The organism is Streptomyces roseochromogenus subsp. oscitans DS 12.976, assembly GCF_000497445.1.
Lineage (GTDB): Bacteria > Actinomycetota > Actinomycetes > Streptomycetales > Streptomycetaceae > Streptomyces > Streptomyces oscitans.
The window spans coordinates 2,665,446-2,688,016 of sequence record NZ_CM002285.1; the positions used below are offsets into that span (position 1 = coordinate 2,665,446).

A 22,571-nucleotide genomic window follows, 5' to 3' on the forward strand; every position below is an offset into this window, starting at 1 on the left:
CCCTCGGCGAGCGGGGAGCGCTCGGCCACGGGCTTGCCGCCGCCCAGCATGGCGCGCAGGCGCGGCCGTACGGCGCGCGAACGCAGTACGCGCCCCACCTCGCGCCAGGTGACATCACTGGCGTACGAGATGACGCGTGCCGCCTCGTAGACCTGCCGCAGCAGGGTGTCGGCGTCCAGGAGGCCGAGCTCGGCCGCCACCTGGTCCTGCTCCTGGAGTGCGAGCCGGTCGGTGGCGCGGCCCGTCGCCAGGTGCAGCGCGTCCCGCACGTCGAGCAGGCGCCGGCGCGCGTCGGCAAGGCCCTCGCGCGGAGCGTCGGCGAGCCAGGAGGCGGTGACGGCGCGCAGGGCGGTGGCGTCCCGCAGGCCGCCGCGCGCCTCCTTCAGGTCGGGTTCCAGCAGGTACTGCAACTCGCCCTGCCGGTCGGCGCGTTCGGCGCAGAGTTCGTGGAGTTCGGGGAGGCGTTTGGGGGCCTGGTTGCGCCAGTCGGCGAGGACGGCCGTCCGCAGCCCGGCGGTGAGGCCGAGGTCGCCGGCGAGATGGCGGGCGTCCAGGAGACCGAGTTGGACTTTCACATCGTCTCCGGCGGTCTTCCTGGCCTCTCCGGGGGTGCGCACGGAGTGGTCCAGGGCGAGGCCGAGGTCCCAGATCGGGTACCAGAGGCGGTCGGCCACGGCGGCGACCGCGCCGGGGTCGGAGCCGTCGTGCAGCAGCAGGAGGTCGAGGTCGCTTCGCGGGGACAGCTCGCCACGGCCGTAGCCGCCGACCGCTACGAGGGAGGCACCCCTGAGGTCCCGGGCCGCCACGGTGAACAGGCCGCCGAGCCAGTCGTCGGTCAGTTCCGCGAGGGCGGCACGGCGCGGCGGCCCGGACCGCGCCCCCTCGGTGAGGAGGCGCAGCCGGGCCGCCGCGTAGCCGCTGGGTCCCGAGTCCTCTGCTTCCGTGCGCACGTCCGTTCCCGTCACCCAGTGGCTCCCGTTCTTTTTCCGAGGTCTGTCAGAGCGCGTCGGGGCCGCGTTCGCCGGTGCGGACCCGTACGGCCGTCTCGACCGGCAGGGACCAGACCTTGCCGTCACCGATCTTGCCGGTGCGGGCCGCCTTGACGATGACGTCGATCAGCTGCTCGGCGTCGTCGTCCTCGGCCAGCACCTCGATGCGGATCTTGGGGACCAGGTCGACGGTGTACTCGGCACCGCGGTAGACCTCGGTGTGGCCCCGCTGACGACCGTAACCGCTGGCCTCGGTGACCGTCAGGCCGTGCACGCCGAACGCCTGCAGGCCTTCCTTGATCTCATCCAGCCGGTGGGGCTTGACGACGGCGGTGATGAGCTTCATGCGTCCACCTTCTTGGTCTGCGTGGCGGTGGCCAGGGCCGGGGAGTGCGCGGCGGAGCCGATGACACCGCCGCCGGTGCCGCTGAAGTCGTAGGCGCTCTCGGCGTGCTCGGCCTGGTCGATACCGGAGACCTCCTCGTCCTCGGTGACCCGCATGCCGATCGTCTTGTCGAGCAGGAAGGCGAGGACCGCGGAGACGATCAGCGAGTAGGCGAGGACCGCGCCGACACCGGCGCACTGCTTCCACAGCTGGGTCCAGCTGTGGTCGCCGTAGAAGACACCGGTCGCGGTGGACTGGCCCTTGCCGGTGGCGAAGAAGCCGATGAGCAGCGAGCCGATGATGCCGCCGACCATGTGGACGCCGACGACGTCGAGGGAGTCGTCGTAGCCGAACCTGAACTTCAGGCCCACGGCCGCGGCGCAGGCGACGCCGGCGATGGCGCCGACGGCGATCGCGCCGAGCGGGGAGACCGCGCCGCCGGACGGGGTGATCGCGACCAGACCGGCGACCGCGCCGGAGGCGGCGCCCAGCGTGGTGAACGCGCCGTGCCGGATCTTCTCGTAGGCGAGCCAGGCCAGCATGGCGGCACCGGTGGCGACCTGCGTGTTGACGAACATCAGCGCGCCGACGCCGTCGTCGTTGCCGAGCCAGGAGCCCGCGTTGAAGCCGAACCAGCCGAACCACAGCAGGCCCGCGCCGAGCATGACCAGCGGAAGGCTGTGCGGACGCATCGGGTCCTTCTTGAAGCCGACGCGCTTGCCGATGACGAGGATGACGCCGAGGGCCGCCGCGCCCGCGTTGATGTGGACCGCCGTACCGCCCGCGAAGTCGATCACACCGAGCTTGAAGGCCCAGCCGTCGGCGCCCCAGACCCAGTGGGCGACCGGGACGTAGACGATCGTGGCCCACAGGGCGATGAAGAGGCACCAGGCCGAGAACTTCACGCGGTCGGCGAGGGCGCCGCTTATCAGGGCCGGGGTGATGATGGCGAACATCATCTGGAAGACCATGAACACGAAGATCGGGATGGTGTATCCGGGCCACAGCTCGGTCAGACCGATGTGACTGAGACCGAACCAGTCCGAGTTCCAGCCGATGAGACCGTTGTGCGTGCCGAAGGCGAGGGAGAAGCCGTAGAGCGTCCAGAGGATGGTGATGATCCCCATGCTGATGAAGCTCATCATCAGCATGTTGAGGGTGCTCTTGACGCGGACCATTCCTCCGTAGAAGAAGGCGAGTCCCGGAGTCATGATCAGCACCAGGGCGGAAGCAATGAGCATGAAGCCTGTGTTCGCGGACGACAGCTTGGGTGCCTCCGCGGCAAGCGTGATGGCTGGGGCCATCGGCGTCTCCTCGTCGTTGGTACGGCCCCGTGCGGGCGGTGCCTGAGCGGTCCGGTCGGGTGAGGGGTGGGCCGGTTATGCGCCATGAGATTGGCGCAGCGCGGTTTCCGTGGACGCCCCTCGTTGTTTCGCCGGGGTGACGAAGGCGCCTGGCGTGTTACGCGTGTATGAACTGCCGGATCTCGGCCAGGCTGATCGTTATCGTGACGCAACCTGCTCCGGGTGATCCGGCCGGAGAAACAAGCCGGCCGCGGCGGGCCTCTCCGATGACCTGGCGTAGGGGAGCCGAGTCGGGCCGTTGGGGAGGACCGGCCGCGGCCGGGGACGGGTGGCCGGGGGTGTCAGACCGCTTCCGCGGTCTCCGGCAGGTCGACGGCGAGCTGATCACCGAGGTCGACCACGACCGTGAGGTCGCCGTAGTCGCGTACGGCCGTGTCGACCGTCTTTCGAATACGAGTGTTCACACGCTCGGAGCGGACCTTCTTGGCGATGTCCATGGCCCGGGTGGCAAAAGCCGTGCTCTCTTCGGGCTCGCGCTGGAGCAGGTGCACGGTGGCCATGCCGATCAGATTGAGTGCGTACGACCGCTGGTGTTCGCCGTCCTTGGCGAACAGCTCCACCGCCCGCTGCATGAGCGGCTCGGCGAGGGAGGCGTAGGTGGGGCTGCGTCCGGCGACGTAGGCGAGGTCGCGGAAGGAGTGGGAGTTCTCGCCGTACAGCTCGGCCTCGGAGAAGAAGCGGATCCAGTCGGGGTCCGGCTCGTCCCACTCGTCGGCCTCGGCGAAGGTGTCCTCGGCCATGCGGACCGCGCGCTTGGTCTTCCCGGGCTGGCCCATGTTGGCGTAGGCGCGGGCCTCCATCGCATACAGCATGGACTGGGTGCGCGGGCTCGCGCAGTCGCGGCTGCCGTACTGCGCGAGGTGGATCAGCTCCAGGGCGTCGTCGGGCCGGCCGAGATGGATCATCTGGCGGCTCATGCTGGAGAGGATGTACGAGCCGAGCGGCTTGTCGCCGGCCTCCTTGGCCGCGTGCAGGGCGAGGACGAAGTACTTCTGCGCGGTGGGCTGGAGCCCGACGTCGTACGACATCCAGCCGGCCAGCTCGGCCAGCTCGGCGGCGACCTTGAAGAGTGTGCGGGTGGTGGCCTCGGGCTGGGGTTCCTGGAGCAGGTCGGTGACCTCGTGCAGCTGGCCGACGACCGCCTTGCGGCGCAGGCCGCCGCCGCACTGGGCGTCCCACTGCCGGAACATCCGCGTGGTCGACTCCAGCAGGTCCAGCTCTGGCCGGGACAGCCGGCCGGGCCTGCGGGGGTCGAGGACGGGCTCCGGCGCGACCGGGACCGCGGAGGCGGGGGTCGGGACGAGCCAGCGCTGCATGGGCTCGATGAGGGTGGGGCCGGCGCACAGCGCCAGGGAGGTGCCGAGGAAGCCGCGCCGGGCCAGCATCAGGTCGCTGCGCGAGAACTCGCTGAGCAGCGCGACCGTCTGCGGGCCCGTCCAGGGCAGGTCGACGCCGGTCGCGGAGGGTGACTGACGGGCGGCGCGCAGGCCGAGGTCCTCGATGGAGACCACACAGCCGAAGCGCTCCGAGAACAGCTCCGAGAGGATGCGCGGGATCGGCTCGCGCGGGTTCTCCCCGTCCAGCCAGCGGCGCACGCGCGAGGTGTCGGTGGAGATGTGATTGGCACCCAACTGGCGTGCCCTGCGGTTCACTTGGCGAGCCAGCTCGCCCTTGGACCAGCCGCTGCGCACGAACCACGAGCCGAGCAGCTCGTTGGAGCGCTTGTCAGCGTTCGCCCCGCTACCGCTGTTGCCGCTCACTGGAACGCCCCCATCCCTGAGACCACTTGTCGTCGTTGCGACCCTCAGTCGCCCCGGTTGCGACCCTCGGTCGCCCCGGAAGGAGACCGCCACGCGCCAAGCCCTATCAGAATGCCGGTAAATACGGCTTCCCGTCCGTCGGTTCTCACTCTTCGAACGAGCTGACGACTCGCCTCCGGCATACCCCTGGATGCATATGCCTCCCGGACTCGCACACTCAGAGTAATCCTACGATCACCCGCTCAGCCACGAGGATCCCGGAAACGCCACCATTCGCCACCCCTTCGAATGAACTCATGGTCGCCCGTACGCGATTCACTTGACATAGGACGGCCGGAAGTGGGCGGAGTGACGCGCGCCGGGGGCGCGCGGTCCCGGATGCGCCACTCGTAGCGCTTCAAGGCGCCGCCTGACCTCGCCTCGCCGCGGGAAGGCGGAGCCGTAGCGTTACCTTCCGCTTTCGTCTCGTTCCGTGTCGTAACCACCGGCGCGCTGACCCGTTGGAGGGGGCATGGGCTTCACGATCGGCGGCATTCGCGAGATCCGCTCCGGCACGCGCCGGCGCGGCCGTTCGTCGGAGTGCACCGCCGTCGCCGAGTTCACCGGGCTGTGGGGTTGGGACGTGGTGCCGGGGGCGCGGGCCGCGGCGGGCGCCTGCTCATGCGGACGCGCCGACTGTACGGCACCGGGCGCGCATCCGCTGGACTTCGCGCCCCAGGTGCCGGCCGGGGCCACGCTGGACGAGGTGAGCAAGGCCTGGTCCGAGTTCCCGGGCGCGGCGGTGATGCTGCCCGTGGGTCACGCGTTCGACGTCATCGAGGTCTCCGAGGCCGCCGGCCGCCGCGCCCTGGTCCGCCTGGAGCGCATGGGCCTCCCCCTCGGCCCGGTCACCGCGACCCCGGACGGCCACGCCCACTTCTTCGTCGCCCCCGGCGCCGCCGCCGAACTCCCCCGGCTGCTCTACCGCATGGGCTGGGACGACCCGTCGGCCCTGGACCTGCGCGGCCTCGGATCCGGTACGTACGTCACCGCGCCACCCTCCGACCGGGCCGGCCTGGGCCCGGTGCGCTGGCTGCGCCCACCCGCACTGGACTCGGCGACACGACCGCCGGCGGCGCGACTGGTGCTGGGCACGCTGGCCTATGTGGCACATCGGTCGCGCACATAATGCGCCCCCGATTCGCCCCCCAGCCACAGCAACCATCAATTGAGCCACCACGACGGCGAGCAACATCCGCGAGAGCGGCGCCGGTCCAGGCGCAAAGAAGGGCGCAGCGCCCGACCTCTGACTCCACGTCCGGGCGGGCGCTGCTTGAAGGCAATCAGTAAATGTGCTGACTGATCAGTCACCGATCAGCGCGTCCACGAACGCCTCCGGCTCGAACGGCGCGAGATCGTCCGCTCCCTCGCCGAGGCCGACCAGCTTGACCGGCACGCCCAGCTCGCGCTGGACCGCGACGACGATGCCGCCCTTGGCGGTGCCGTCCAGCTTGGTCAGCACGATGCCGGTGATGTCCACGACCTCCGCGAAGACGCGGGCCTGCACCAGGCCGTTCTGGCCGGTGGTGGCGTCCAGGACGAGCAGCACCTCGTCGAGCGGCGCGTGCTTCTCCACGACCCGCTTGACCTTGCCCAGTTCGTCCATGAGGCCGGTCTTGGTGTGCAGCCGGCCGGCGGTGTCGATGAGGACCACGTCGACCCCCATCTCCTTGCCCTCCTTGACCGCGTCGAAGGCGACGGAGGCGGGGTCGCCGGCCTCCGGCCCGCGCACGGTGTAGGCGCCGACCCGCTCGCCCCAGGTCTGCAGCTGGTCGGCGGCCGCGGCACGGAAGGTGTCGGCGGCGCCCAGGACGACGGTGCGGCCGTCGGCCACGAGCACGCGCGCGAGCTTGCCGGTGGTGGTGGTCTTGCCGGTGCCGTTGACGCCGACGACCATCACGATGCCGGGTTTGCGGTCCTCGGGCTCGGTCTTCACCGAGCGGTCGACGTCGGTGCCGACCAGCTTGAGCAGCTCCTCGCGCAGCAGGCCGCGCAGCTCCTCCGGGGTGCGGGTGCCGAGCACCTTCACTCGCTCACGCAGGCCCTCGACCAGCTCCTGGGTGGGCTGCACGCCGACATCGGCGGTGAGCAGCGTGTCCTCGATCTCCTCCCAGGTCTCGTCGTCCAGGTGCTCGCGCGAGAGCAGCGTGAGCAGGCCCTTGCCGAGGGCGTTCTGGGAGCGGGACAAGCGGGCGCGCAGCCGGACCAGCCGGCCTGCGGTGGGCTCCGGGATCTCGATCTCGGGAGCCTCTTCGACTGCAGGAGGCTCCTCTACGGCGACCGGTGCGGCGCCGCCGGGGAGATCCACCTCCTCGATCGTCCGGCGCGGTTCGTCGCGCGGCGTCTCGGCCTCGTCGCCGACGTGCGGCTCGGCCGGGGGCGCGGTGATGTCGGGCGTCTTCGGGGGCGGCGGAGGCAGCGGCTTGCGACGCCGGCTGCCGACGATCAGCCCACCGAGCGCGCCGATCACGACCACGGCGATGACTACAGCAAGGATGATGGTTTCCATAACTCGTCCAGTATCAGCCATGGGGTGCGAGGGGAGGTTTTTTGTGGCTTCCTCCGAGAGACAAACGCCACGTAAAGCAAGGAGTCGGAGCAAAGTACGATGGTGGCGACTCTGTTGACGCGCGTAGAGTCCGACCATCCGCTGTCCCCCCACGTCTGGCCATTTCTTCATGACCAAAACCGTCGAGACCGAAGGCGCTCTCGAGACCCGAGGCATCGAGCAGGTCCCGGATCACGAGCGCACCGCGAAGACCCGTGAGCTGTTCCCGACCTGGGTCGGCGCCAACATCAGCGTGCTGCTGCTGACGATGGGCGCGAGCCTCGTCGTGGCGTACCACCTGGACATCTGGCAGGCGCTCGTCGTCGCGGTGGCCGCGCCGGTCGTGTCGTACGGCCTCGTCGGGCTGATCGGCATCGCCGGCAAGCGCGGCGGCGCGCCCGGCATGGCGCTCTCGCGCGCGGTCTTCGGCCAGCGCGGCAATCTGCTGCCCGGCTCGCTGATCTGGGTCGCGCGCTGGGGCTGGGAGACGATCAACGCGGTCACCGGCGCCTACGCGATGCTCACCATCCTGGACATCGTGTTCGGCCTCAAGGCGAACAGCGTGCTGGACATGGTGATGCTGCTGGCGTTCGTCGTCGCCACCTTCGCGATCTCCGGGCTCGGCATCAACGCCGTGCAGAAGTGCAACAAGTACGCGACCTATTTCTTCGCTCTGTTCTCGGTGCTGGTGCTGGTGTACCTGGCCGTGAACACGAACTGGTCGAAGGTGGTGCACCACGGCGGCGGTTCGACGGCCGCGGTGATCACCGGTATCGGCATGATCGCGGCCGGCGGTGTCAGCTGGATCCCGTCCGCGCCGGACTTCACCCGCTATCTGCCGCGTACGGCGTCCTCGAAGGCGATCGTGGGCACGGCGGTCGGCGGCGCCGGTGTGGTCGTGCTCCCCATGGTCCTGATGGGCGCGGTGATGGCGGTGTCCACGCCGGACCTGGCCTCGGCCACCGACCCGGTGTCCTTCCTCGGCGAGATCCTGCCGACGTGGATCGCGGTGCCGTACCTGTTCATCGCGCTGATCGGCATGCTGCTGATCAACTCGATGTCGATGTACTCGGCGGGCTTCACCGCGCAGACCCTCGGCTTCAAGGTGCCACGGCACTGGGCGGTCTCGGTGAACGCCGTGATCTCGCTGATCTTCGGTGGGGTGCTGATGCTGGTGGCGACGAGCTTCATGGGCTCCTTCATCGCCTTCCTGTCGCTGCTGGCGGTCGCCTTCTCCGCCTGGGTCGGCGTCTTCGGCGCGGACATGCTGCGCCGTACCGAGTACGACGGCCGGGCCATGGTGGACACGACCCGCACCAGCGCCTACTGGTACAAGGGCGGCTTCTCCCCCGCGGCCGTGGCCGCCTGGGCGATCGGCCTGGTCTCCGGGCTGATGTTCACGACCTCGGACTGGTTCACCGGCCCGCTCGCGAAGAACAACGTGATCGGCGAGTACGGCCTCGGCTGGGTCGCCACGATCGTGATCTCGGGCCTGCTGTACCTGGTCCTGCCGAAGCCGGCGGTGGCCCGCCCGGCCGAGTCCGCCACCGAGGCGGCCGAGCCGGCCGGGGAGCGCGCGGCCGTCGGCGCGTAGGCTACTCAGCCGAAGAGGCCGCTCCGGTACGGCTTCGGCCATCCCGCGAGCCCGTCTCCCGCCCCTCCATAGCCATCTGACGCTACGTCAGCTACCGTCCCCCTCCACCGCATCGCACCGGAGGGGGACTTCCCATGCCCGTCACGGTCGTCCGTTTCAACCTCGTCGCTCCCGGCGCCTCCCCCGCCGCACTCTCCGCCCGCTACCGGGCCGCCCTGGAGATGGCCGCGTACGCGGACGAGCACGGGATCAGCACCGTGCAGACCGAGGAGCACCACGGCGCCGGGAACAACTGGCTGCCGTCGCCGTTCGCCTTCGCGGGCGCGGTGTTCGGGGCGACCCGGAACATCGCGGTGACGGTGTCGGCGGTGATCGGCCCCCTGCACGACCCCCTGCGCCTGGCCGAGGAGATCGCCGTACTGGACCTGTTGAGCGGCGGGCGGCTGGTGACGGTGGCCGGGATCGGCTACCGGCCCGAGGAGTACGCCCTGTTCGGCGTGGACTGGAAGCGCCGGGGCCGGCTCCAGGACGAGCTGCTGGAGACCCTGCTGAAGGCCTGGTCCGGAGACGAGTTCACGTACCAGGGCCGCACGGTACGACTCACCCCGCGCCCGTACACCACCCCGCACCCGCTCCTCCTGGTCGGCGGCTCCTCGAAGGCGGCCGCCCGCCGCGCGGCCCGGCTCGGCCTGCCGTTCTTCCCGAGCGCGCATCTGCCGGAACTGGAGGCCTACTACAAGGAGAAGCTCACCGAGTACGGCACCGAGGGCTGGACGATGATGCCCGCCACCGAGGCCCCGCTCCTGCACCTCGCCGAGGACCCGGACCGGGCGTGGGCCGTGTACGGCGAGCATTTCCTGCACGAGGCGCGAACGTACGCCTCCTGGCAGTCGGGGCAGATCCGCTCGGCCGTGAGGTCGGGGGCCACGACGGTGGAGGAGCTGCGCGCGGAGGGCGTGTACCGGATCCTCACCCCGGAGCAGTGCCTGACGCAGGGCCTGGACAGCCTCGTCCTGCATCCACTGGCGGGCGGGATGCCGGTGGAGGAGGGCTGGCGCGGCCTGCGGTTGTTCGCGGAGCGGGTGCTGCCGGAACTGGGCGGCTGAGCTGCGGCGACAACCGGTGGTCCGGCCGGGACCGGCGGTGGTCGACTGCCGTCGTGAGTCTGCTGGCGGAAGTGTTCGTGCGCGAGCCGGACGGAGCGATCCGGATACTCGGCGTGCCGGACGACCTGTACCGGTCCGGCGGCTTCGAGTCGTGGCGCACGACGGTGTGGGGACACGAGTTCGTGCGCGCGCTCGGCGCCCGGTTCCTGCCCCTGCCGGCCGAGGGCGATCTCTGCGTGGAGGCAGGGGACGCACCGGAGTTCCTGCGCGAGGTCGCCCTGCTGCGCGCCCGTCTCGACGCGGTCGCGCACGGCACCGGCCGGCCGCGGACGGTGGAGGAGCGCCGGCATCAGATCGGGACCCGCCTGCGGATCATCGAGGAGAGCGCCCACAAGGCGCTGGAGACCGGCGGTGGCGTCCTCGTCCGGTGAGGACGAGCGGACAACAGACCGCTGCCCCCGCCCGGGCAGTGGCCGAGCGGGGGCAGCGAACGGTACGAGGAGCAGGGCAGCGGGGTCTGGGCCCGACTCCTCGGGACTGCGGGGGCCTCAGCCCATCTCCTCCAGTGCCTTGCCCTTCGTCTCCTTGACGAACTTCAGGACGAACGGGATGGAGAGCGCGGCGAAGACCGTGTAGATGACGTACGTACCGGAGAGGTTCCAGTCGGCCAGCGACGGGAAGCTCGCGGTGATGGCCCAGTTGGCGATCCACTGCGCGGAGGCGGCCACACCCAGGGCGGCGGCGCGGATCTTGTTCGGGAACATCTCACCGAGGAAGACCCAGACCACCACGCCCCACGACAGGGCGAAGAAGAGGACGAACACGTGGGCGGCGATCAGGGCGACCCAGCCCTGAGTCGTCGGGAGCTTGCCGTCGACCAGGTGGGAGCTGAACGCCCAGGCCTCCAGCGCGAGGCCGACCACCATGCCGACCGAGCCGATGAGGGCGAGCGGCTTGCGGCCGACGCGGTCCACGAAGATCATCGCGACCACGGTGCCGATGATGTTGATGATCGACGTCGTGAAGGAGTAGAAGAACGAGTCCGTCGGGTCGACGCCGACCGACTGCCAGAGGGTGGAGGAGTAGTAGAACGCGACGTTGATGCCGACGAACTGCTGGAAGACCGACAGGCCGATACCGATCCAGACGATCGGCTTGAAGAAGAAGCCGCCGCCGAGCAGGTCCTTGAAGGTGGACTTGTGCTCGCTCTTCATCGCGTGCTCGATCTCGGCGACGCGGGCGTCCAGGTCGGTGCCCTGGCCCTCGACCTCGGCGAGGATCTCCTTGGCCCGCTCACGCTTGCCGACGGAGAGCAGGAAGCGGGGGGACTCGGGGATCGCGAAGGAGAGCAGGCCGTAGAGGACTGCCGGGACGACCATGACGCCGAGCATGACCTGCCAGGCCTCCAGGCCCATCAGGTGGCCGCGCTGGTTGCCGCCGGCGGCGTTCAGCAGGCCCCAGTTGACCAGCTGGGAGATGGCGATTCCGACGACGATCGCGGCCTGCTGGAAGGAGCCGAGCCGGCCGCGGTAGGCGGGCGGGGCGACCTCGGCGATGTAGGCCGGGCCGATGACGGAGGCCATGCCGATGGCGAAGCCGCCGACGACGCGCCAGAGGGCGAAGTCCCACAGCGAGAAGGGCAGCGCCGAGCCGATGGCGCTCACCGTGAACAGGACGGCGGCGATCTGCATGACACGGATGCGGCCGATCCGGTCGGCTATGCGGCCGGCGTAGGCGGCGCCGACGGCACACCCGATCAGGGCGATCGCGATGACCTGGGCGAGGGCGGCGGAGCCGATGTCGTAGCGGCTGCGGATGGCCTCGACGGCGCCGTTGATCACGGAGCTGTCATAGCCGAAGAGGAAGCCGCCCATCGCGGCCGCCGCCGCGATGAAGATGACATGCCCGAGATGCTCGGGCTGAGCCGTCCTGGCTCCTGTCTTGGGTGCCTGCGCTGTGCTGGTCACGTGAACTCCTCGGGCCCCCGGCAACGCTGCCGGAGTGGGGGTCGGCCCCTTACGGGTGAGACCTGAAGGTAAAAGCAACGTTGCAGAGACTATGCCTTCAAGTTTCGAAGTCAATAGTTCAGCTGCTGTGAGCTTCTAGATATTCCATGACCCCTTGCGTTCACCTTTCGAACACAAGCTGGAGTTGATCTTGAATCGGCTAGCGAAGCCGCTGAGAAATGACCTTGGACACGCCGTCACCCTGCATGGACACGCCGTAGAGCGCATCGGCGACCTCCATCGTGCGCTTCTGGTGCGTGATCACGATCAGCTGCGAGGCCTCCTGCAGCTCCTGCATGATGCGGATCAGCCGCTGGAGGTTGGTGTCGTCCAGGGCCGCCTCGACCTCGTCCATGACATAGAACGGGCTCGGCCGCGCCTTGAAGATCGACACCAGCAGCGCGACGGCCGTCAGCGAGCGTTCACCGCCCGACAGCAGGGAGAGCCGCTTGACCTTCTTGCCCGGCGGACGCGCCTCGACGTCCACTCCGGTGGTGAGCATGTTGTCGGGATCGGTCAGGACGAGGCGCCCCTCGCCGCCGGGGAAGAGCCGGCTGAAGACGCCCTCGAACTCGCGGGCCGTGTCCCGGTAGGCCTCGGTGAAGACCTGCTCCACGCGCTCGTCGACCTCCTTCACCACCTGAAGCAGGTCGGCGCGGGTCTTCTTCAGGTCCTCCAGCTGCTCGCTGAGGAACTTGTGCCGCTCCTCCAGTGCCGCGAACTCCTCCAGCGCCAGCGGGTTGACCTTGCCGAGCTGCTGGTACGCCCGCTCGGCGGCCTTGAGCCGGCGCTCCTGCTCGGCCCGGTGGTAGGGCCTCGGCTGGTTGCGCGGGTGCTCGGGATCCTCGGGCAGGAGCTCGCCCTCGGCCGGGGGTGAGGGCGGCACCGGCTGGTGCGGGCCGTACTCCGCCACGAGCCCCGCCGGCTCCACGCCCAGCTCCTCCAGTGCCTTGCTCTCCAGCTGCTCGATCCGCAGCCGCTTCTCGGCGCCGAGTACCTCGCCGCGGTGAACGGAGTCGGTGAGTTTGTCGAGCTCGGCCTTGAGGTCACGTCCTTGGCTGCGTGCGGTGGTCAACTCCTGTTCCCGCCGGGCCTTCGCGGCCTCGGCGGCGGAGCGTTCCTGCTCCGCGCGGGCGAGGGACACCTCGATGTGCGCGAGCAACTGCCGGGCGCCACAGGCGACGGCCTCGGCGACGGCCGCCTCGTGGCGCAGCCGGGCCCGGCGCTGCTCGGCACGCATGCGTGCCTCGCGCTCGGCGCGGGCGGCCCGGTCGAGCGAGTCGGCCCGTCCGGCCAGCCCCTTGACCCGCTCCTCGTGGGTACGGACCTGGAGCCGGGCCTCCATCTCGGTCTGCCGGGCGTTGGCGCCGTCGGCGGCGAGCCGGTCGCGTACCGAGGTGTCCGGCTCGTCCTCGACGGGCATCTCCTCGGCCACCGCCAGCCGTTCGGCCAGCTCCTCGGCCTCCTGTACGGCCTTGTCCAGCGCCTCCTGCGCACGTGCGGCGGCCGCGGCGGACCGCTCGGCCTCTCCGGCGGCGCCCCGCGCCTGTCCGGCGAGCCGGCCGAGCTGCTGGGCCACGGCCGACTTCTCCCGGTCGGCGGCCCGGCGGCGCTCTCCGAGTTCCTCCACCAGGGCGGCGGCCTGCCTGCGGCGTTCGGCCGCCGTGTGCTGTGCCTCGGCCAGGTCCGCACAGCGGACCGCCAGCTCTGCCAGCTCGGCCGCGGCCTCGTCCACGGAGGCCTGCACCTCCAGGAGGCTCGGCGCGCCGGCCGATCCGCCGTGCGCGAAGTGGGCGCCGAGGAGGTCGCCCTCCGCGGTTACGGCGGTGAGTTCCGGGTGCGCGTAGACGAGGTCCTCGGCGTCCTCGAGGGTGTCTACGACGACGGTTCCTTGCAGGAGGGTGCGGACGGAGGGCATGAGGTCGGCTGGGCCTCGGACCAGGTCTGCGGCCCAGCGCCCACCGAGGGATGCCGCGGTGGGCAGTTCGGCGGCTGCGGGTTCGTCGTGGCTTGTCACGCAGTTCCCCGCGCCCCTTTGGGGCGTTGCCCCCGGCGTCGGCTCCATAGCCCCTGCCAGCAACAGTGCCGCGCGGCCTCCGTCCTGTTTGCGAAGCATGCGGATCGCCTCAGCCGCCGCTGCCGGGGTCGTCACGGCGATGGCGTCCGCCGCCGCGCCGAAAGCGGCGGCCAGCGGGAGCTCGTAGCCCGGGGTGACCGTCAGGAGTTCCGCCGCCGGGCCGAGGACTCCCGTGAGCCGGTCCCGGGCTCCCAGCAGTATCCCGGTGCCGTCCTTTCGTCTGAGGCCCAGGGCCAGCGCCTCGTGGCGGGCCTGGGTGGCGGCGCGGCTGCGTTCGGCCGCGGTGGCCGCCTCTCGGGCCGCGCTCAGGGCCGCTTCCGCATCCGCCAGCCGGCGCTTGGCCGCATCGTGCCGCTCGGCCAGGTCCGCGTCGTCCGCGTCGAGGCCGTCGACCTCGGCCTTGAGCGTCTCGTACTCCTCCTGGGCCCGGGTGGCGCGCTCCTGTGCCTCGTCGCGGGCCGTGGCCAGGCGGTCGATCTCGGCCTGGGCGGAGGCGGCTCGCGAGCGGGCCGCGTTGACCTGGCCGTTCAGCCGGGCCAGGCCCTCACGGCGGTCGGCGATGGCGCGGGCGACGTCCTTGAGGCGGCGCTCCTCGACGGCCAGCTCCCGCTCCAGTTCGGCGCGGTGGGCGACGGTGTCGTCGAGGGCGCGCTCGGCCGCCTCCAGGGCCGCCTCCAGCTCGGCCTCCTGTTCGCGGATGCGGGCGGCCTCGCGCTCCAGGTCCTCGGGGTCGCGGCCCCGGCGTTCGTCAGGGGGTGCGGACGTCGCGCTCTTGACGCGCGCGTCGGCCAGCGAGATCGTGCCGCGGACGCGTTCGGCCAGCTGGGACAGCTCGTACCAGGTCTGCTGGGCGCGCTGCAGGCGGGGCGTGAGCTGTCGTACCTCGTCCTCCAGCAGGGCCTCGCGCTGGAGTGCCTTCTTCAGCTCCTGCTCGGCGGCTTCCTTGCGTTCCTTGAGGGCGGCCTCGTCGGCGATCTCGGTCTGCAGCGCCTGGCGCAGTCGTACGAGGTCGTCGGCGAGGAGGCGGAGCCGGGCGTCGCGCAGGTCGGCCTGGATGACGGCGGCCCTGCGGGCGACGGCGGCCTGTCGGCCCAGGGGCTTGAGCTGGCGCCGTAGCTCGTCCGTCAGGTCCTGCACGCGCGCGAGGTTCGCCTGCATCGCGTCCAGCTTGCGGAGGGCCTTCTCCTTGCGCTTGCGGTGCTTCAGCACACCAGCGGCCTCTTCGATGAAGGCCCTGCGGCCCATCGGATCCGCGTGCAGGACGGAGTCGAGCTGGCCCTGGCCGACGATGACGTGCATCTCGCGGCCGATACCTGAGTCGCTCAACAGCTCCTGGATGTCCAGCAGGCGACAGGTGTCGCCGTTGATCTGGTACTCGCTGCCGCCGTTGCGGAACATGATCCGCGTGATGGTGACCTCGGCGTACTCGATGGGCAGCGCCCCGTCGGAGTTGTCGATGGTCAGGGACACCTCGGCGCGGCCCAGCGGGGGGCGGCCGGTGGTGCCGGCGAAGATGACGTCCTCCATCTTGCCGCCGCGCAGGGATTTGGCGCCCTGTTCGCCCATGACCCAGCTGAGCGCGTCCACGACATTGGACTTGCCCGAGCCGTTCGGTCCGACGACACACGTGATGCCCGGTTCGAACCGGAGCGTGGTCGCGGAGGCGAACGACTTGAATCCGCGGAGGGTCAGGGCCTTGAGGTGCACGCCGCTGGACTCTACCGGGCGCCGCTATCTCACTCCATGAACCCTCGCAACCGCGCGGTTTCGCCAATGAACATGCAGGGCACACCGTACGTTAAAGAGGGTGAAAGGATGCGCGGGACATAGAAAGAAGGGACGCCGAAGCGTCCCTTGCAACTCTGACGACCGGGTTTCGGTCGCCCGATCAACTGAGCGGTTGATTCGGCAGCCCGATCGCTGCGACTGCTGTCGTGGAGCGATGCAGTGATCAGGTGAGCGCAGGCTCCGCCTGGTGTGCGTCGATGCTCTCCATGATCCTGTCCTGAGAGGCGGCAGCCGTCAGCGCGTCGTTCTCCGCCTGGATCCGTACGAGCTCGGATTCAAGGTCCTGGACACGCTGCTGGAGCCGTCGCATCTCGGCGAGGAGTCGAGGGTCGGAGCCGCCGACGTAACCGAGAAGCGCCTTTGCCATGATGGATGGTCCTCCACACTGAGTGACCGACCGATGCGGTGTGGGTCGTGAGGGATTCGCACCCGCGGTGCTTGGCACATCCGGGTGTTGCTCTGCTGTTGCTCCATGCCAAACAGCTAAGGTGCGCGGGGCTTTCAGCGTCTCACCAAAAAGTTTGACGGTCAACACGATCACGCCCTGTATTGGCGGGCAAACCGGGGCGCGCGGCCGGAAAAGTGGCGGCGCTGCGAGTCATCCGGGGCCCTCAGGGCGTGACGATCAGCTGTACCAGCGGAGCCTGCCACGCCGGGCCGTTCTTGGCAACCACCAGGTCGTTTCTGCTTCATGCAGGTGCCTCCGGCAACTTGCCGCGGGCCGGCCTGCGCGGCTTTACAGAACGGGGTCAGCGGATGGCGAAGCCGTCGTAGCCGCCGCGGGGTGTGTCCCAGATCTCGGTGACTCCGTCCACATGTCCGGGCGTGTCGTCGCCCTGGAGCCAGTCCAGGAACTCCTCGCAGCCCTCGCGCGACCCCTCGGCGACCACCTGGACGCGACCGTCGGCCAAATTGAGAGCAAAACCACTCAGGCCGCCGATCTCCAGTGCCTTCGCACGCGTGAACCAGCGAAAACCCACACCTTGCACGCGTCCACGCACCCAGGCGACCAGTCGTACATCCTCGCTCATGGGTGCAACCTAACGGGCCGATGTCGCTCAGGACACATCGTCCCGCAGCGGCATGGGGTACCGTCCGCACCCAATGCATCTCATATGAAACTCACTCGATCGAGTGGGCCTGGTTGGCCAGAGGGAGTCACTCGCCGCGCAGGCGCCGGTCGACCGCGAGGACGAGGAAGAGGGCAAGGACATGGGACGCCACCGACGCTCCGCCGCCGGCCGCGCCGCCAGAGGCCGCGCCACGGGGGTCATACGCACGCAGCGCTCCGCCAACGGAAGCGGCGACCCGCAGCACTCGTACGCGGCTGAGCTGCCGCCCGCACAGCACTCGTATGCGCGCGAGCTGCCCCCCGGACAGGACGCGTACCGGCGTGAGCTGCCTCCTGGGCAGGACGCAGACCCGTACCGGCGTGAGCTGCCCCCCGGGCAGGACTTCTATGCGTACCCGCGACAGCTGCCACCAGGGCAGGACCTCTACGCGTACCCGCGCGAGCTGCCCCCCGGGCTGGACGCGTACCCGCGTGTGCCGGCCCCCAGGCAGGACCCGTACGGCGGTGGCCGGGCGCCCAGGGGCATCGCGCCGTATCTGAACCCGGATGTCTACCCCGAGTCGACGGGTCTGCAGCCGTTGGCCTATGCCCATGCGACCGCCAAGGCCCACGCCTATCTGTTCGCGGCCGAGGACGAGGTCCGGGCCGGCTTCGGGGGCGGCCCGGGCGGCCCCGGTGGCGGCGGCTTCCCGCCGGACGGCGACCCCTCCCGCGGCCGCCGGCGCCGGAGGAAGGGCTCGAAGCCGGTGCGCACGAGCCTGATCGGGGTGTCCGCCGCCTTCGCCCTCGGTACCGCGGCGGTGGCCTCGGGTGTGGTGCCGGGTCTGCAGAACTACAGGCTCGGCGACACGCACACCACCAGCGACACGGTGCGGGCGGTGGACACACCGAGCAACACGGCCGTCGAGCAGGGCGGCACCTCGGGCAGCGCCGGCAGCCAGGAGGGCGGCGTCGGCACCAGCCAGGACACCGCGATCCCGCAGTCCCCGAGCCCGTCCGCCCCCGCTTCGCAGACGGGGTCGGCCTCCCCCGCGCCCACCCCGTCGAAGACGGCGGCCGACAAGCCGACGCCGTCCGGCAAGGCGCAGAGCACCCCGTCGCGTACGACGAGCGCGGCGCCCAAGGCGCGTTCCGCACCGATGGCGGTGTCGACGGCGAATGCCGTCGAGGCCGAGGTGCTCAAGCTCGTCAACCAGGAGCGGGCGAAGGTCGGGTGCACCCCGCTGGCCGCCAACCCCAAGCTGACCGAGCTGGCCGAGGCGTTCAGCGGCGACATGGCCGCGCGGGGCTTCTTCGACCACACCGACCCGGACGGCAAGTCGCCCTGGGACCGGGCCGCGGTGGCCGGCATCACCAACCTCGGCGGCGAGAACATAGCCCGCGGCCAGGCCGACGCGGCCGCCGTGATGCAGGCCTGGATGAACAGCCCCGGCCACAAGGCCAACATCCTCAACTGCGACTTCAAGACCCTCGGCGTCGGCGTCCACCTCGGCCCGGGCGGGCCCTGGTGGACACAGGACTTCGGCTACTGACGCTCAGAGACTCCTGCGGTACGACAGTCCGGGGCGGCCACTGAGCCGGGTCCCGCCGACGACGGTGAACCCGGTGCGGGCCAGCACGGCTCGCGAGGCCGCGTTGTCGAGGGTGGTCGCGGCGGTCAGGAAGGTCAGCCCGTACGACCCGGCGGCCAGGGCGCACACCTCCCGCACGGACCAGGCGGCCAGTCCCCGCCCCGCGGCGCGCTCGGCGATCCGGTAGCCGAGTTCGGCGCCGCCGTCCGACACGTCGTAGAGGTTGATCCGCCCCAGCACCTCGCCGTCGGCGTCGGTCACCACATGGAAGTGACAGACGCCCGCCTCCTGCTCGGCGAGCAGGGCGCTCAGCCGCTCGTCGAACCGGGCAAAGTACTCATCGCCCCGGTCCGGGACGGACGCGGCGAAGTACGCGCGGTTCTCCCGCTCGAAGGCGAGGAGCGCGGGGCCATGGTCCAGGCGGAGCGGCTGCAGCTCGGGCATGCCGGGACTGTACGCATTCCGGCATGCCCGTGTCCCCGGCTTTTTGTGTCCCGCGTGGGCGCCGGCCTCAGGCGGCGATCCGCCCGCGCGCGAGCACCCGTGCCGTCTCCGTCACCCGGCGGCCCAGGTGCTCGGCCGTGGCGATGTCGGCCTTGTGGACACCCTCGGGGCCCTGGTCGTTGTTGCTCTGCGCGGCGGCGCCGGAGAAGAAGCCGAGGCGGTTGAGGTCGTTCTCGGAGGCGGTGCTGGAGTTCCAGCCGGGGAGCAGGCCGAGGTTGACCCAGTGCATGCCGTGCTGGGCGGCGAGGGTCTGGAAGAACTGCAGGGTGTGCAGCTTGTCGCCGCTCTTGGAGGCCGAGTTGGTGAAGCCGGCGGCCAGCTTGTCCTGCCAGGCACGGGTGTACCAGCGGTTGGAGGTGCCCTCGGCGAAGACATGGAAGGCGCCGGAGGCGGTGCCCATGTAGGTGGGCGAGCCGAAGACGATCGCGTCGGAGCGGTCCAGCGTCTCCCACTGCTCGTCGGTGATCTCGTCGACCTTGATCAGGTGCACCTCGGCACCCGCGTCCGCGGCACCGGCGCGGACGGCCTCGGCGAGGACGGCGGTGTGGCCGAAGCCGGAGTGGTAGGCGATGGAAACGACAGGGGTGGTCACAGAGACTCCTCGAATGGGCAGCTCGAAAGCAGTAACCAAAGAAAAGCACTAACTTCTAGATAGTGCAAGCTGGTGGTTAGCGCTGTGCGCGCGTATCCTCGTGGGCATGACCGCCGGTATGACCGCCACCGCCCAGGACCACGCCGACCAGGCCTACGACGACCTCGCCTACGACGTCTTCGCCAAGGCCTGCCCGTCCCGCGGCACGCTGGAGCACGTCACGGGCCGCTGGGGCGGACTGACGCTCGGCGCGCTGTACGAGGGCTCGCTGCGCTTCAACGAGCTGCGCCGCCGGGTCGACGGGGTGAGCGAGAAGATGCTGTCCCAGACGCTGCACGCGCTGGAGCGCGACGGCCTGGTGCACCGCGAGGCACAGCCGACCAACCCGCCGCGCGTGGACTACGAACTGACCCCCCTGGGCCGCCAGGTCGCCGAGCGTCTGCTGGCGCTCATCCACTGCGTGGAGGGCGCCATGGACGACGTCCTCGCGGCACGCGCGCGTTACGACGAGACGCGCGGCGCCCTCTGACACTTCGGGCAGAAGTAACTGGACCGGTTCATCCAGGGGCGGCGACGGATCGGCGTGCCGCACCGCCCGCAGGGCTCGCCCTCACGGCCGTACGCGTCCAGGGAGCGGTCGAAGTAGCCCGACTCGCCGTTCACGTTGACGTACAGGCTGTCGAAGCTGGTGCCGCCGACGTCGAGGGCCGCGTTCATCACGTCCCGGATGTGGCCGAGGAGTCCGGCCGTGACCGGGCGGGTGAAGTTCGCCGTCGGGCGCTCGTAGTGGATGCGGGCGCGCCACAGCGCCTCGTCCGCGTAGATGTTGCCGACCCCGCTGATCAGCGACTGGTCCAGCAGGGCCCGCTTGATGGTGGTCCGCTTGCGGCGCAGCGCCTGGTGGAAGGCCTCGTCGTCGAACAGCGGATCGAGGGGGTCGCGGGCGATGTGCGCGATGACGTCGGGCAGGCCGTCGGGGGTGTTGTCGTGCAACGACAGCCCGCCGAAGGTGCGTTGGTCGACGAAGCGGAGTTCGGTGCCGAGGGAGTCGGCGAACCGGACCCGGATGCGCAGGTGCTTCTCGTCCGGCGTCTCATGGGGCTGCACCAGCAGCTGGCCGCTCATACCGAGGTGGGCGAGGACGGACTGGTTCGTCTCCTCCAGCGGCAGCCACAGGTACTTGCCACGGCGGCTGGGCGTGCCGATGTGGTGTCCCTTGAGCCGGTGCGCGAAGTCGTCCGCGCCCGCGAGGTGCCGGCGCACGGCGCGCGGGTGCAGCACCTCGACCTCGGCGACGGTGCGGTGCGCGACCCAGCGCGCGAGGCCGCGCCGGACGACCTCGACCTCGGGCAACTCGGGCATCGGGACCCCCGTACAGAGCGGTGGATGAGCGAGCGCCCGCCCCGTCGGAAACTGCGGGGCGGGCGCTCGGTACTGCTGGTACTGCTGTTGGGTCAGGCGGGAGCGGACGACGAGGCCTCGCCGCCCCCGGCGGCGGCCTCGACGGCCGCTACGGCCTCCTTGGCCTGCTTCGCCGCCTTGGCGCGCTCGTCCGCGGCGGCCTTGATGGCCCGCCAGGCGGACTCGGCAGCCTGCTGCTCCGCCTCCTTCTTGCTGCGGCCGGTGCCGGTGCCGTACGAGACGCCTCCGACGCGGGCGGCAGCAGTGAAGGTCTTCTCGTGGTCGGGGCCGGTCTCCGTGACGAGGTACTCGGGCACACCGAGCCCCTCGGTCGCGGTCAGCTCCTGGAGGGATGTCTTCCAGTCCAGGCCGGCTCCGAGGTTCGAGGACTTCTCGATCAGCGGGTCGAAGAGCCGGTGCACCAGCTCGGACGCCGAATCGAGGCCCTGGTCGAGATAGACCGCGCCGATCACCGCTTCCAGGGTGTCGGCGAGAATGGACGCCTTGTCCCGGCCGCCCGTGCCCTCTTCACCGCGGCCGAGCCGGATGAAGGAGCCCAGGTCGAGGCCGCGGCCGACCTCCGCCAGCGCACGCGAGTTGACCACCGCGGCCCGCAGCTTGGCCAGCTGGCCTTCGGGCAGGTCGGGGTGGGTGCGATACAGCGTGTCCGTGACGACGAGGCCGAGCACGGAGTCCCCGAGGAACTCCAGTCGCTCGTTCGTCGGCAGACCGCCGTTCTCATACGCGTACGAACGGTGGGTCAGCGCGCGCACCAGAAGGGCGGACTCGACCTGATAGCCGAGCCGCCCTTCCAGAAGCGTGTGGGACGAGGCCGTGTTGTCCGTTGCGTTCTTCTTTGGCGTGGACACGGTGCCTCTCACCAGCCGCTCAGACTTCGAGGACCTGGCGCTTGTTGTAGGTGCCGCAAGACGGGCACGCGATGTGCTGCTGCTTGGGCTCGTGGCAGCGCTCGCACGCAACCAGGGTGGGGACCGCAGCCTTCCACTGCGACCGGCGGTGGCGCGTGTTGCTGCGCGACATCTTCCGCTTCGGAACAGCCACGGCTACTTCTCCTGCTTCTCGTCGACGCCCGCTTCCGCTTCGGCGCCGCTCATCTCGTCCTTCTCGCCGTCCTTCGTGGAACCGGCGAGTCCCTGCAAAGCCGCCCAACGGATGTCGACGGCGTCGTGATGGTGGTCCGGGTCGTCCGCGAGCCGCACCCCGCACTCGGAGCACAGGCCCGGGCAGTCTTCCTGGCACACCGGCTGCATCGGCAGTGCGAGCACCACCGCATCGCGCAGCAGAGGTTCGAGGTCGAACAGTCCGTCCTCGAGGTAGAACCTGTCCTCGTCGTCCTCGGCGTCGTCGCCCGGTTCCGCGATCACGCGGCCCCGGTCGTCGGCGTCAGGGTACGAGAACAGTTCCTGGAAGTCCGCTTCGAGCTCCAGCCCGACCGGCTCCAGACACCTTACGCACTCCCCCTCGGCCTGTGCACGGGCGGTGCCTGTGACGAGCACCCCTTCCATGACCGACTCGAGCCGGAGTTCGAGCTCCACCGGGGCGCCGTGCGGCACTCCGATGACTCCCTGGATGCCGAGATCGGCGGGAGCGTCGATCGTGCGGGTCAGGCGCTGCAGCGCGCCAGGCCGCCGACCCAGCTCGTGTGTGTCGAACACAAGAGGGTTGCGGTGGTCGAGGCGGGCGTTGGAAGCCATTCCTGCTTTCGATCTTCGAGCTCGGAGGGTCGCCGCCCGTCGGTGCCGAGGGCAGCGGTG

At 70.4% G+C, this 22,571-nt stretch carries 21 protein-coding genes; 6 read left to right on the plus strand and 15 right to left on the minus strand.

Annotation, left to right across the window (positions count from 1 at the left end; translation table 11 throughout):
• The 4 genes from M878_RS61330 to nsdA all read right to left on the minus strand — a co-directional run.
• Nucleotides 1-965 (minus strand): [protein-PII] uridylyltransferase family protein (locus M878_RS61330; protein ID WP_023546473.1); only part of this gene is annotated, 965 nt, incomplete at its 3' end.
• Between the two features lie 31 nt (nucleotides 966-996).
• On the minus strand, nucleotides 997-1,335 hold the full coding sequence (locus M878_RS61335; RefSeq protein ID WP_023546474.1) for a P-II family nitrogen regulator: 339 nt from the start codon (nucleotides 1,333-1,335) through the stop codon (nucleotides 997-999).
• On the minus strand, nucleotides 1,332-2,678 hold the full coding sequence (locus tag M878_RS61340) for an ammonium transporter (protein WP_023546475.1): 1,347 nt from the start codon (nucleotides 2,676-2,678) through the stop codon (nucleotides 1,332-1,334). The genes M878_RS61335 and M878_RS61340 overlap by 4 nt, the downstream gene beginning before the upstream one ends.
• 341 nt (nucleotides 2,679-3,019) lie before the next feature.
• Nucleotides 3,020-4,498, minus strand: coding sequence for a transcriptional repressor NsdA (nsdA, locus tag M878_RS61345; protein WP_023546476.1), 1,479 nt, complete (start codon nucleotides 4,496-4,498; stop codon nucleotides 3,020-3,022).
• A gap of 511 nt (nucleotides 4,499-5,009) precedes the next feature.
• Between nsdA and M878_RS61350 the strand changes: the two genes are divergently transcribed.
• On the plus strand, nucleotides 5,010-5,666 hold the full coding sequence (locus M878_RS61350; protein ID WP_023546477.1) for a bifunctional DNA primase/polymerase: 657 nt from the start codon (nucleotides 5,010-5,012) through the stop codon (nucleotides 5,664-5,666).
• A gap of 174 nt (nucleotides 5,667-5,840) precedes the next feature.
• Here M878_RS61350 and ftsY read toward each other — a convergent pair whose 3' ends face one another.
• A complete protein-coding gene (ftsY, locus tag M878_RS61355; protein WP_023546478.1) occupies nucleotides 5,841-7,046 on the minus strand; it encodes a signal recognition particle-docking protein FtsY in 1,206 nt (401 codons plus the stop codon).
• Between the two features lie 169 nt (nucleotides 7,047-7,215).
• Here ftsY and M878_RS61360 point away from each other — a divergent pair, with 169 nt between their 5' ends.
• The 3 genes from M878_RS61360 (at nucleotide 7,216) to M878_RS61370 (ending at nucleotide 10,216) form a co-directional block, all read left to right on the plus strand.
• Nucleotides 7,216-8,679, plus strand: coding sequence for a cytosine permease (locus M878_RS61360; protein ID WP_023546479.1), 1,464 nt, complete (start codon nucleotides 7,216-7,218; stop codon nucleotides 8,677-8,679).
• A gap of 134 nt (nucleotides 8,680-8,813) precedes the next feature.
• Nucleotides 8,814-9,785 carry an LLM class flavin-dependent oxidoreductase gene (locus M878_RS61365; protein WP_023546480.1) on the plus strand — a complete coding sequence of 324 codons (972 nt, stop codon included), beginning with the start codon at nucleotides 8,814-8,816 and terminating at the stop codon, nucleotides 9,783-9,785.
• Between the two features lie 53 nt (nucleotides 9,786-9,838).
• Nucleotides 9,839-10,216 carry a hypothetical protein gene (locus M878_RS61370; RefSeq protein ID WP_023546481.1) on the plus strand — a complete coding sequence of 126 codons (378 nt, stop codon included), beginning with the start codon at nucleotides 9,839-9,841 and terminating at the stop codon, nucleotides 10,214-10,216.
• A 117-nt stretch (nucleotides 10,217-10,333) separates the two neighbouring features.
• On the opposite strand, the gene M878_RS61375 is transcribed toward M878_RS61370, so the two are convergent.
• The 4 genes from M878_RS61375 to M878_RS47655 form a co-directional block, all read right to left on the minus strand.
• Nucleotides 10,334-11,752, minus strand: coding sequence for a sugar porter family MFS transporter (locus M878_RS61375; protein ID WP_023546482.1), 1,419 nt, complete (start codon nucleotides 11,750-11,752; stop codon nucleotides 10,334-10,336).
• Nucleotides 11,753-11,951: 199 nt separating this feature from the next.
• Nucleotides 11,952-15,575 (minus strand): chromosome segregation protein SMC, encoded by a 3,624-nt coding sequence (gene smc / locus M878_RS61380; protein ID WP_023546483.1) that lies wholly within the window; start codon nucleotides 15,573-15,575, stop codon nucleotides 11,952-11,954.
• Between the two features lie 244 nt (nucleotides 15,576-15,819).
• Nucleotides 15,820-16,023: a hypothetical protein gene (locus M878_RS61385; RefSeq protein WP_023546484.1), complete on the minus strand. Its 204-nt coding sequence runs from the start codon at nucleotides 16,021-16,023 to the stop codon at nucleotides 15,820-15,822.
• A 382-nt stretch (nucleotides 16,024-16,405) separates the two neighbouring features.
• A complete protein-coding gene (locus tag M878_RS47655) occupies nucleotides 16,406-16,687 on the minus strand; it encodes an acylphosphatase (RefSeq protein ID WP_031224744.1) in 282 nt (93 codons plus the stop codon).
• A gap of 103 nt (nucleotides 16,688-16,790) precedes the next feature.
• Here M878_RS47655 and M878_RS61390 point away from each other — a divergent pair, with 103 nt between their 5' ends.
• Entirely contained in the window at nucleotides 16,791-18,260 is a 1,470-nt protein-coding gene (locus tag M878_RS61390; protein WP_023546486.1) for a CAP domain-containing protein, read from the plus strand.
• A gap of 3 nt (nucleotides 18,261-18,263) precedes the next feature.
• Here M878_RS61390 and M878_RS61395 read toward each other — a convergent pair whose 3' ends face one another.
• The gene (locus M878_RS61395; protein ID WP_023546487.1) at nucleotides 18,264-18,743 is read right to left on the minus strand and encodes a GNAT family N-acetyltransferase; all 480 of its coding nucleotides are present in this window, start codon (nucleotides 18,741-18,743) and stop codon (nucleotides 18,264-18,266) included.
• A gap of 67 nt (nucleotides 18,744-18,810) precedes the next feature.
• Nucleotides 18,811-19,395: a flavodoxin family protein gene (locus tag M878_RS61400; protein WP_023546488.1), complete on the minus strand. Its 585-nt coding sequence runs from the start codon at nucleotides 19,393-19,395 to the stop codon at nucleotides 18,811-18,813.
• A 118-nt stretch (nucleotides 19,396-19,513) separates the two neighbouring features.
• Between M878_RS61400 and M878_RS61405 the strand changes: the two genes are divergently transcribed.
• Nucleotides 19,514-19,924, plus strand: a complete 411-nt coding sequence (locus tag M878_RS61405) for a winged helix-turn-helix transcriptional regulator (protein ID WP_023546489.1) — start codon at nucleotides 19,514-19,516, stop codon at nucleotides 19,922-19,924.
• Here M878_RS61405 and mutM read toward each other — a convergent pair.
• The 4 genes from mutM to M878_RS61425 all read right to left on the minus strand — a co-directional run bounded on the left by mutM (nucleotide 19,897) and on the right by M878_RS61425 (nucleotide 22,511).
• Nucleotides 19,897-20,757, minus strand: coding sequence for a bifunctional DNA-formamidopyrimidine glycosylase/DNA-(apurinic or apyrimidinic site) lyase (gene mutM / locus M878_RS61410; protein ID WP_023546490.1), 861 nt, complete (start codon nucleotides 20,755-20,757; stop codon nucleotides 19,897-19,899). The genes M878_RS61405 and mutM overlap by 28 nt on opposite strands.
• A 92-nt stretch (nucleotides 20,758-20,849) precedes the next feature.
• On the minus strand, nucleotides 20,850-21,665 hold the full coding sequence (gene rnc, locus M878_RS61415) for a ribonuclease III (RefSeq protein ID WP_023546491.1): 816 nt from the start codon (nucleotides 21,663-21,665) through the stop codon (nucleotides 20,850-20,852).
• Nucleotides 21,666-21,684: 19 nt separating this feature from the next.
• Nucleotides 21,685-21,858 carry a 50S ribosomal protein L32 gene (rpmF, locus tag M878_RS61420; RefSeq protein ID WP_003951102.1) on the minus strand — a complete coding sequence of 58 codons (174 nt, stop codon included), beginning with the start codon at nucleotides 21,856-21,858 and terminating at the stop codon, nucleotides 21,685-21,687.
• A 2-nt stretch (nucleotides 21,859-21,860) separates the two neighbouring features.
• A complete protein-coding gene (locus M878_RS61425; RefSeq protein WP_023546492.1) occupies nucleotides 21,861-22,511 on the minus strand; it encodes a YceD family protein in 651 nt (216 codons plus the stop codon).
• Nucleotides 22,512-22,571 lie beyond the last annotated feature (60 nt).

What these genes read in the sequence shown, in the direction of transcription:
- M878_RS61365 (WP_023546480.1), top strand. Translation starts at nt 8,814, where the DNA reads ATGCCCGTCACGGTCGTCCGTTTCAACCTCGTCGCTCCCGGCGCCTCC.
- M878_RS61425 (WP_023546492.1), bottom strand. Translation starts at nt 22,511, where the DNA reads ATGGCTTCCAACGCCCGCCTCGACCACCGCAACCCTCTTGTGTTCGAC.
- M878_RS61335 (WP_023546474.1), bottom strand. Translation starts at nt 1,335, where the DNA reads ATGAAGCTCATCACCGCCGTCGTCAAGCCCCACCGGCTGGATGAGATC.
- M878_RS47655 (WP_031224744.1), bottom strand. Translation starts at nt 16,687, where the DNA reads ATGAGCGAGGATGTACGACTGGTCGCCTGGGTGCGTGGACGCGTGCAA.
- mutM (WP_023546490.1), bottom strand. Translation starts at nt 20,757, where the DNA reads ATGCCCGAGTTGCCCGAGGTCGAGGTCGTCCGGCGCGGCCTCGCGCGC.
- M878_RS61385 (WP_023546484.1), bottom strand. Translation starts at nt 16,023, where the DNA reads ATGGCAAAGGCGCTTCTCGGTTACGTCGGCGGCTCCGACCCTCGACTC.
- M878_RS61350 (WP_023546477.1), top strand. Translation starts at nt 5,010, where the DNA reads ATGGGCTTCACGATCGGCGGCATTCGCGAGATCCGCTCCGGCACGCGC.
- M878_RS61395 (WP_023546487.1), bottom strand. Translation starts at nt 18,743, where the DNA reads ATGCCCGAGCTGCAGCCGCTCCGCCTGGACCATGGCCCCGCGCTCCTC.
- M878_RS61340 (WP_023546475.1), bottom strand. Translation starts at nt 2,678, where the DNA reads ATGGCCCCAGCCATCACGCTTGCCGCGGAGGCACCCAAGCTGTCGTCC.
- ftsY (WP_023546478.1), bottom strand. Translation starts at nt 7,046, where the DNA reads ATGGAAACCATCATCCTTGCTGTAGTCATCGCCGTGGTCGTGATCGGC.
- M878_RS61405 (WP_023546489.1), top strand. Translation starts at nt 19,514, where the DNA reads ATGACCGCCACCGCCCAGGACCACGCCGACCAGGCCTACGACGACCTC.
- M878_RS61360 (WP_023546479.1), top strand. Translation starts at nt 7,216, where the DNA reads ATGACCAAAACCGTCGAGACCGAAGGCGCTCTCGAGACCCGAGGCATC.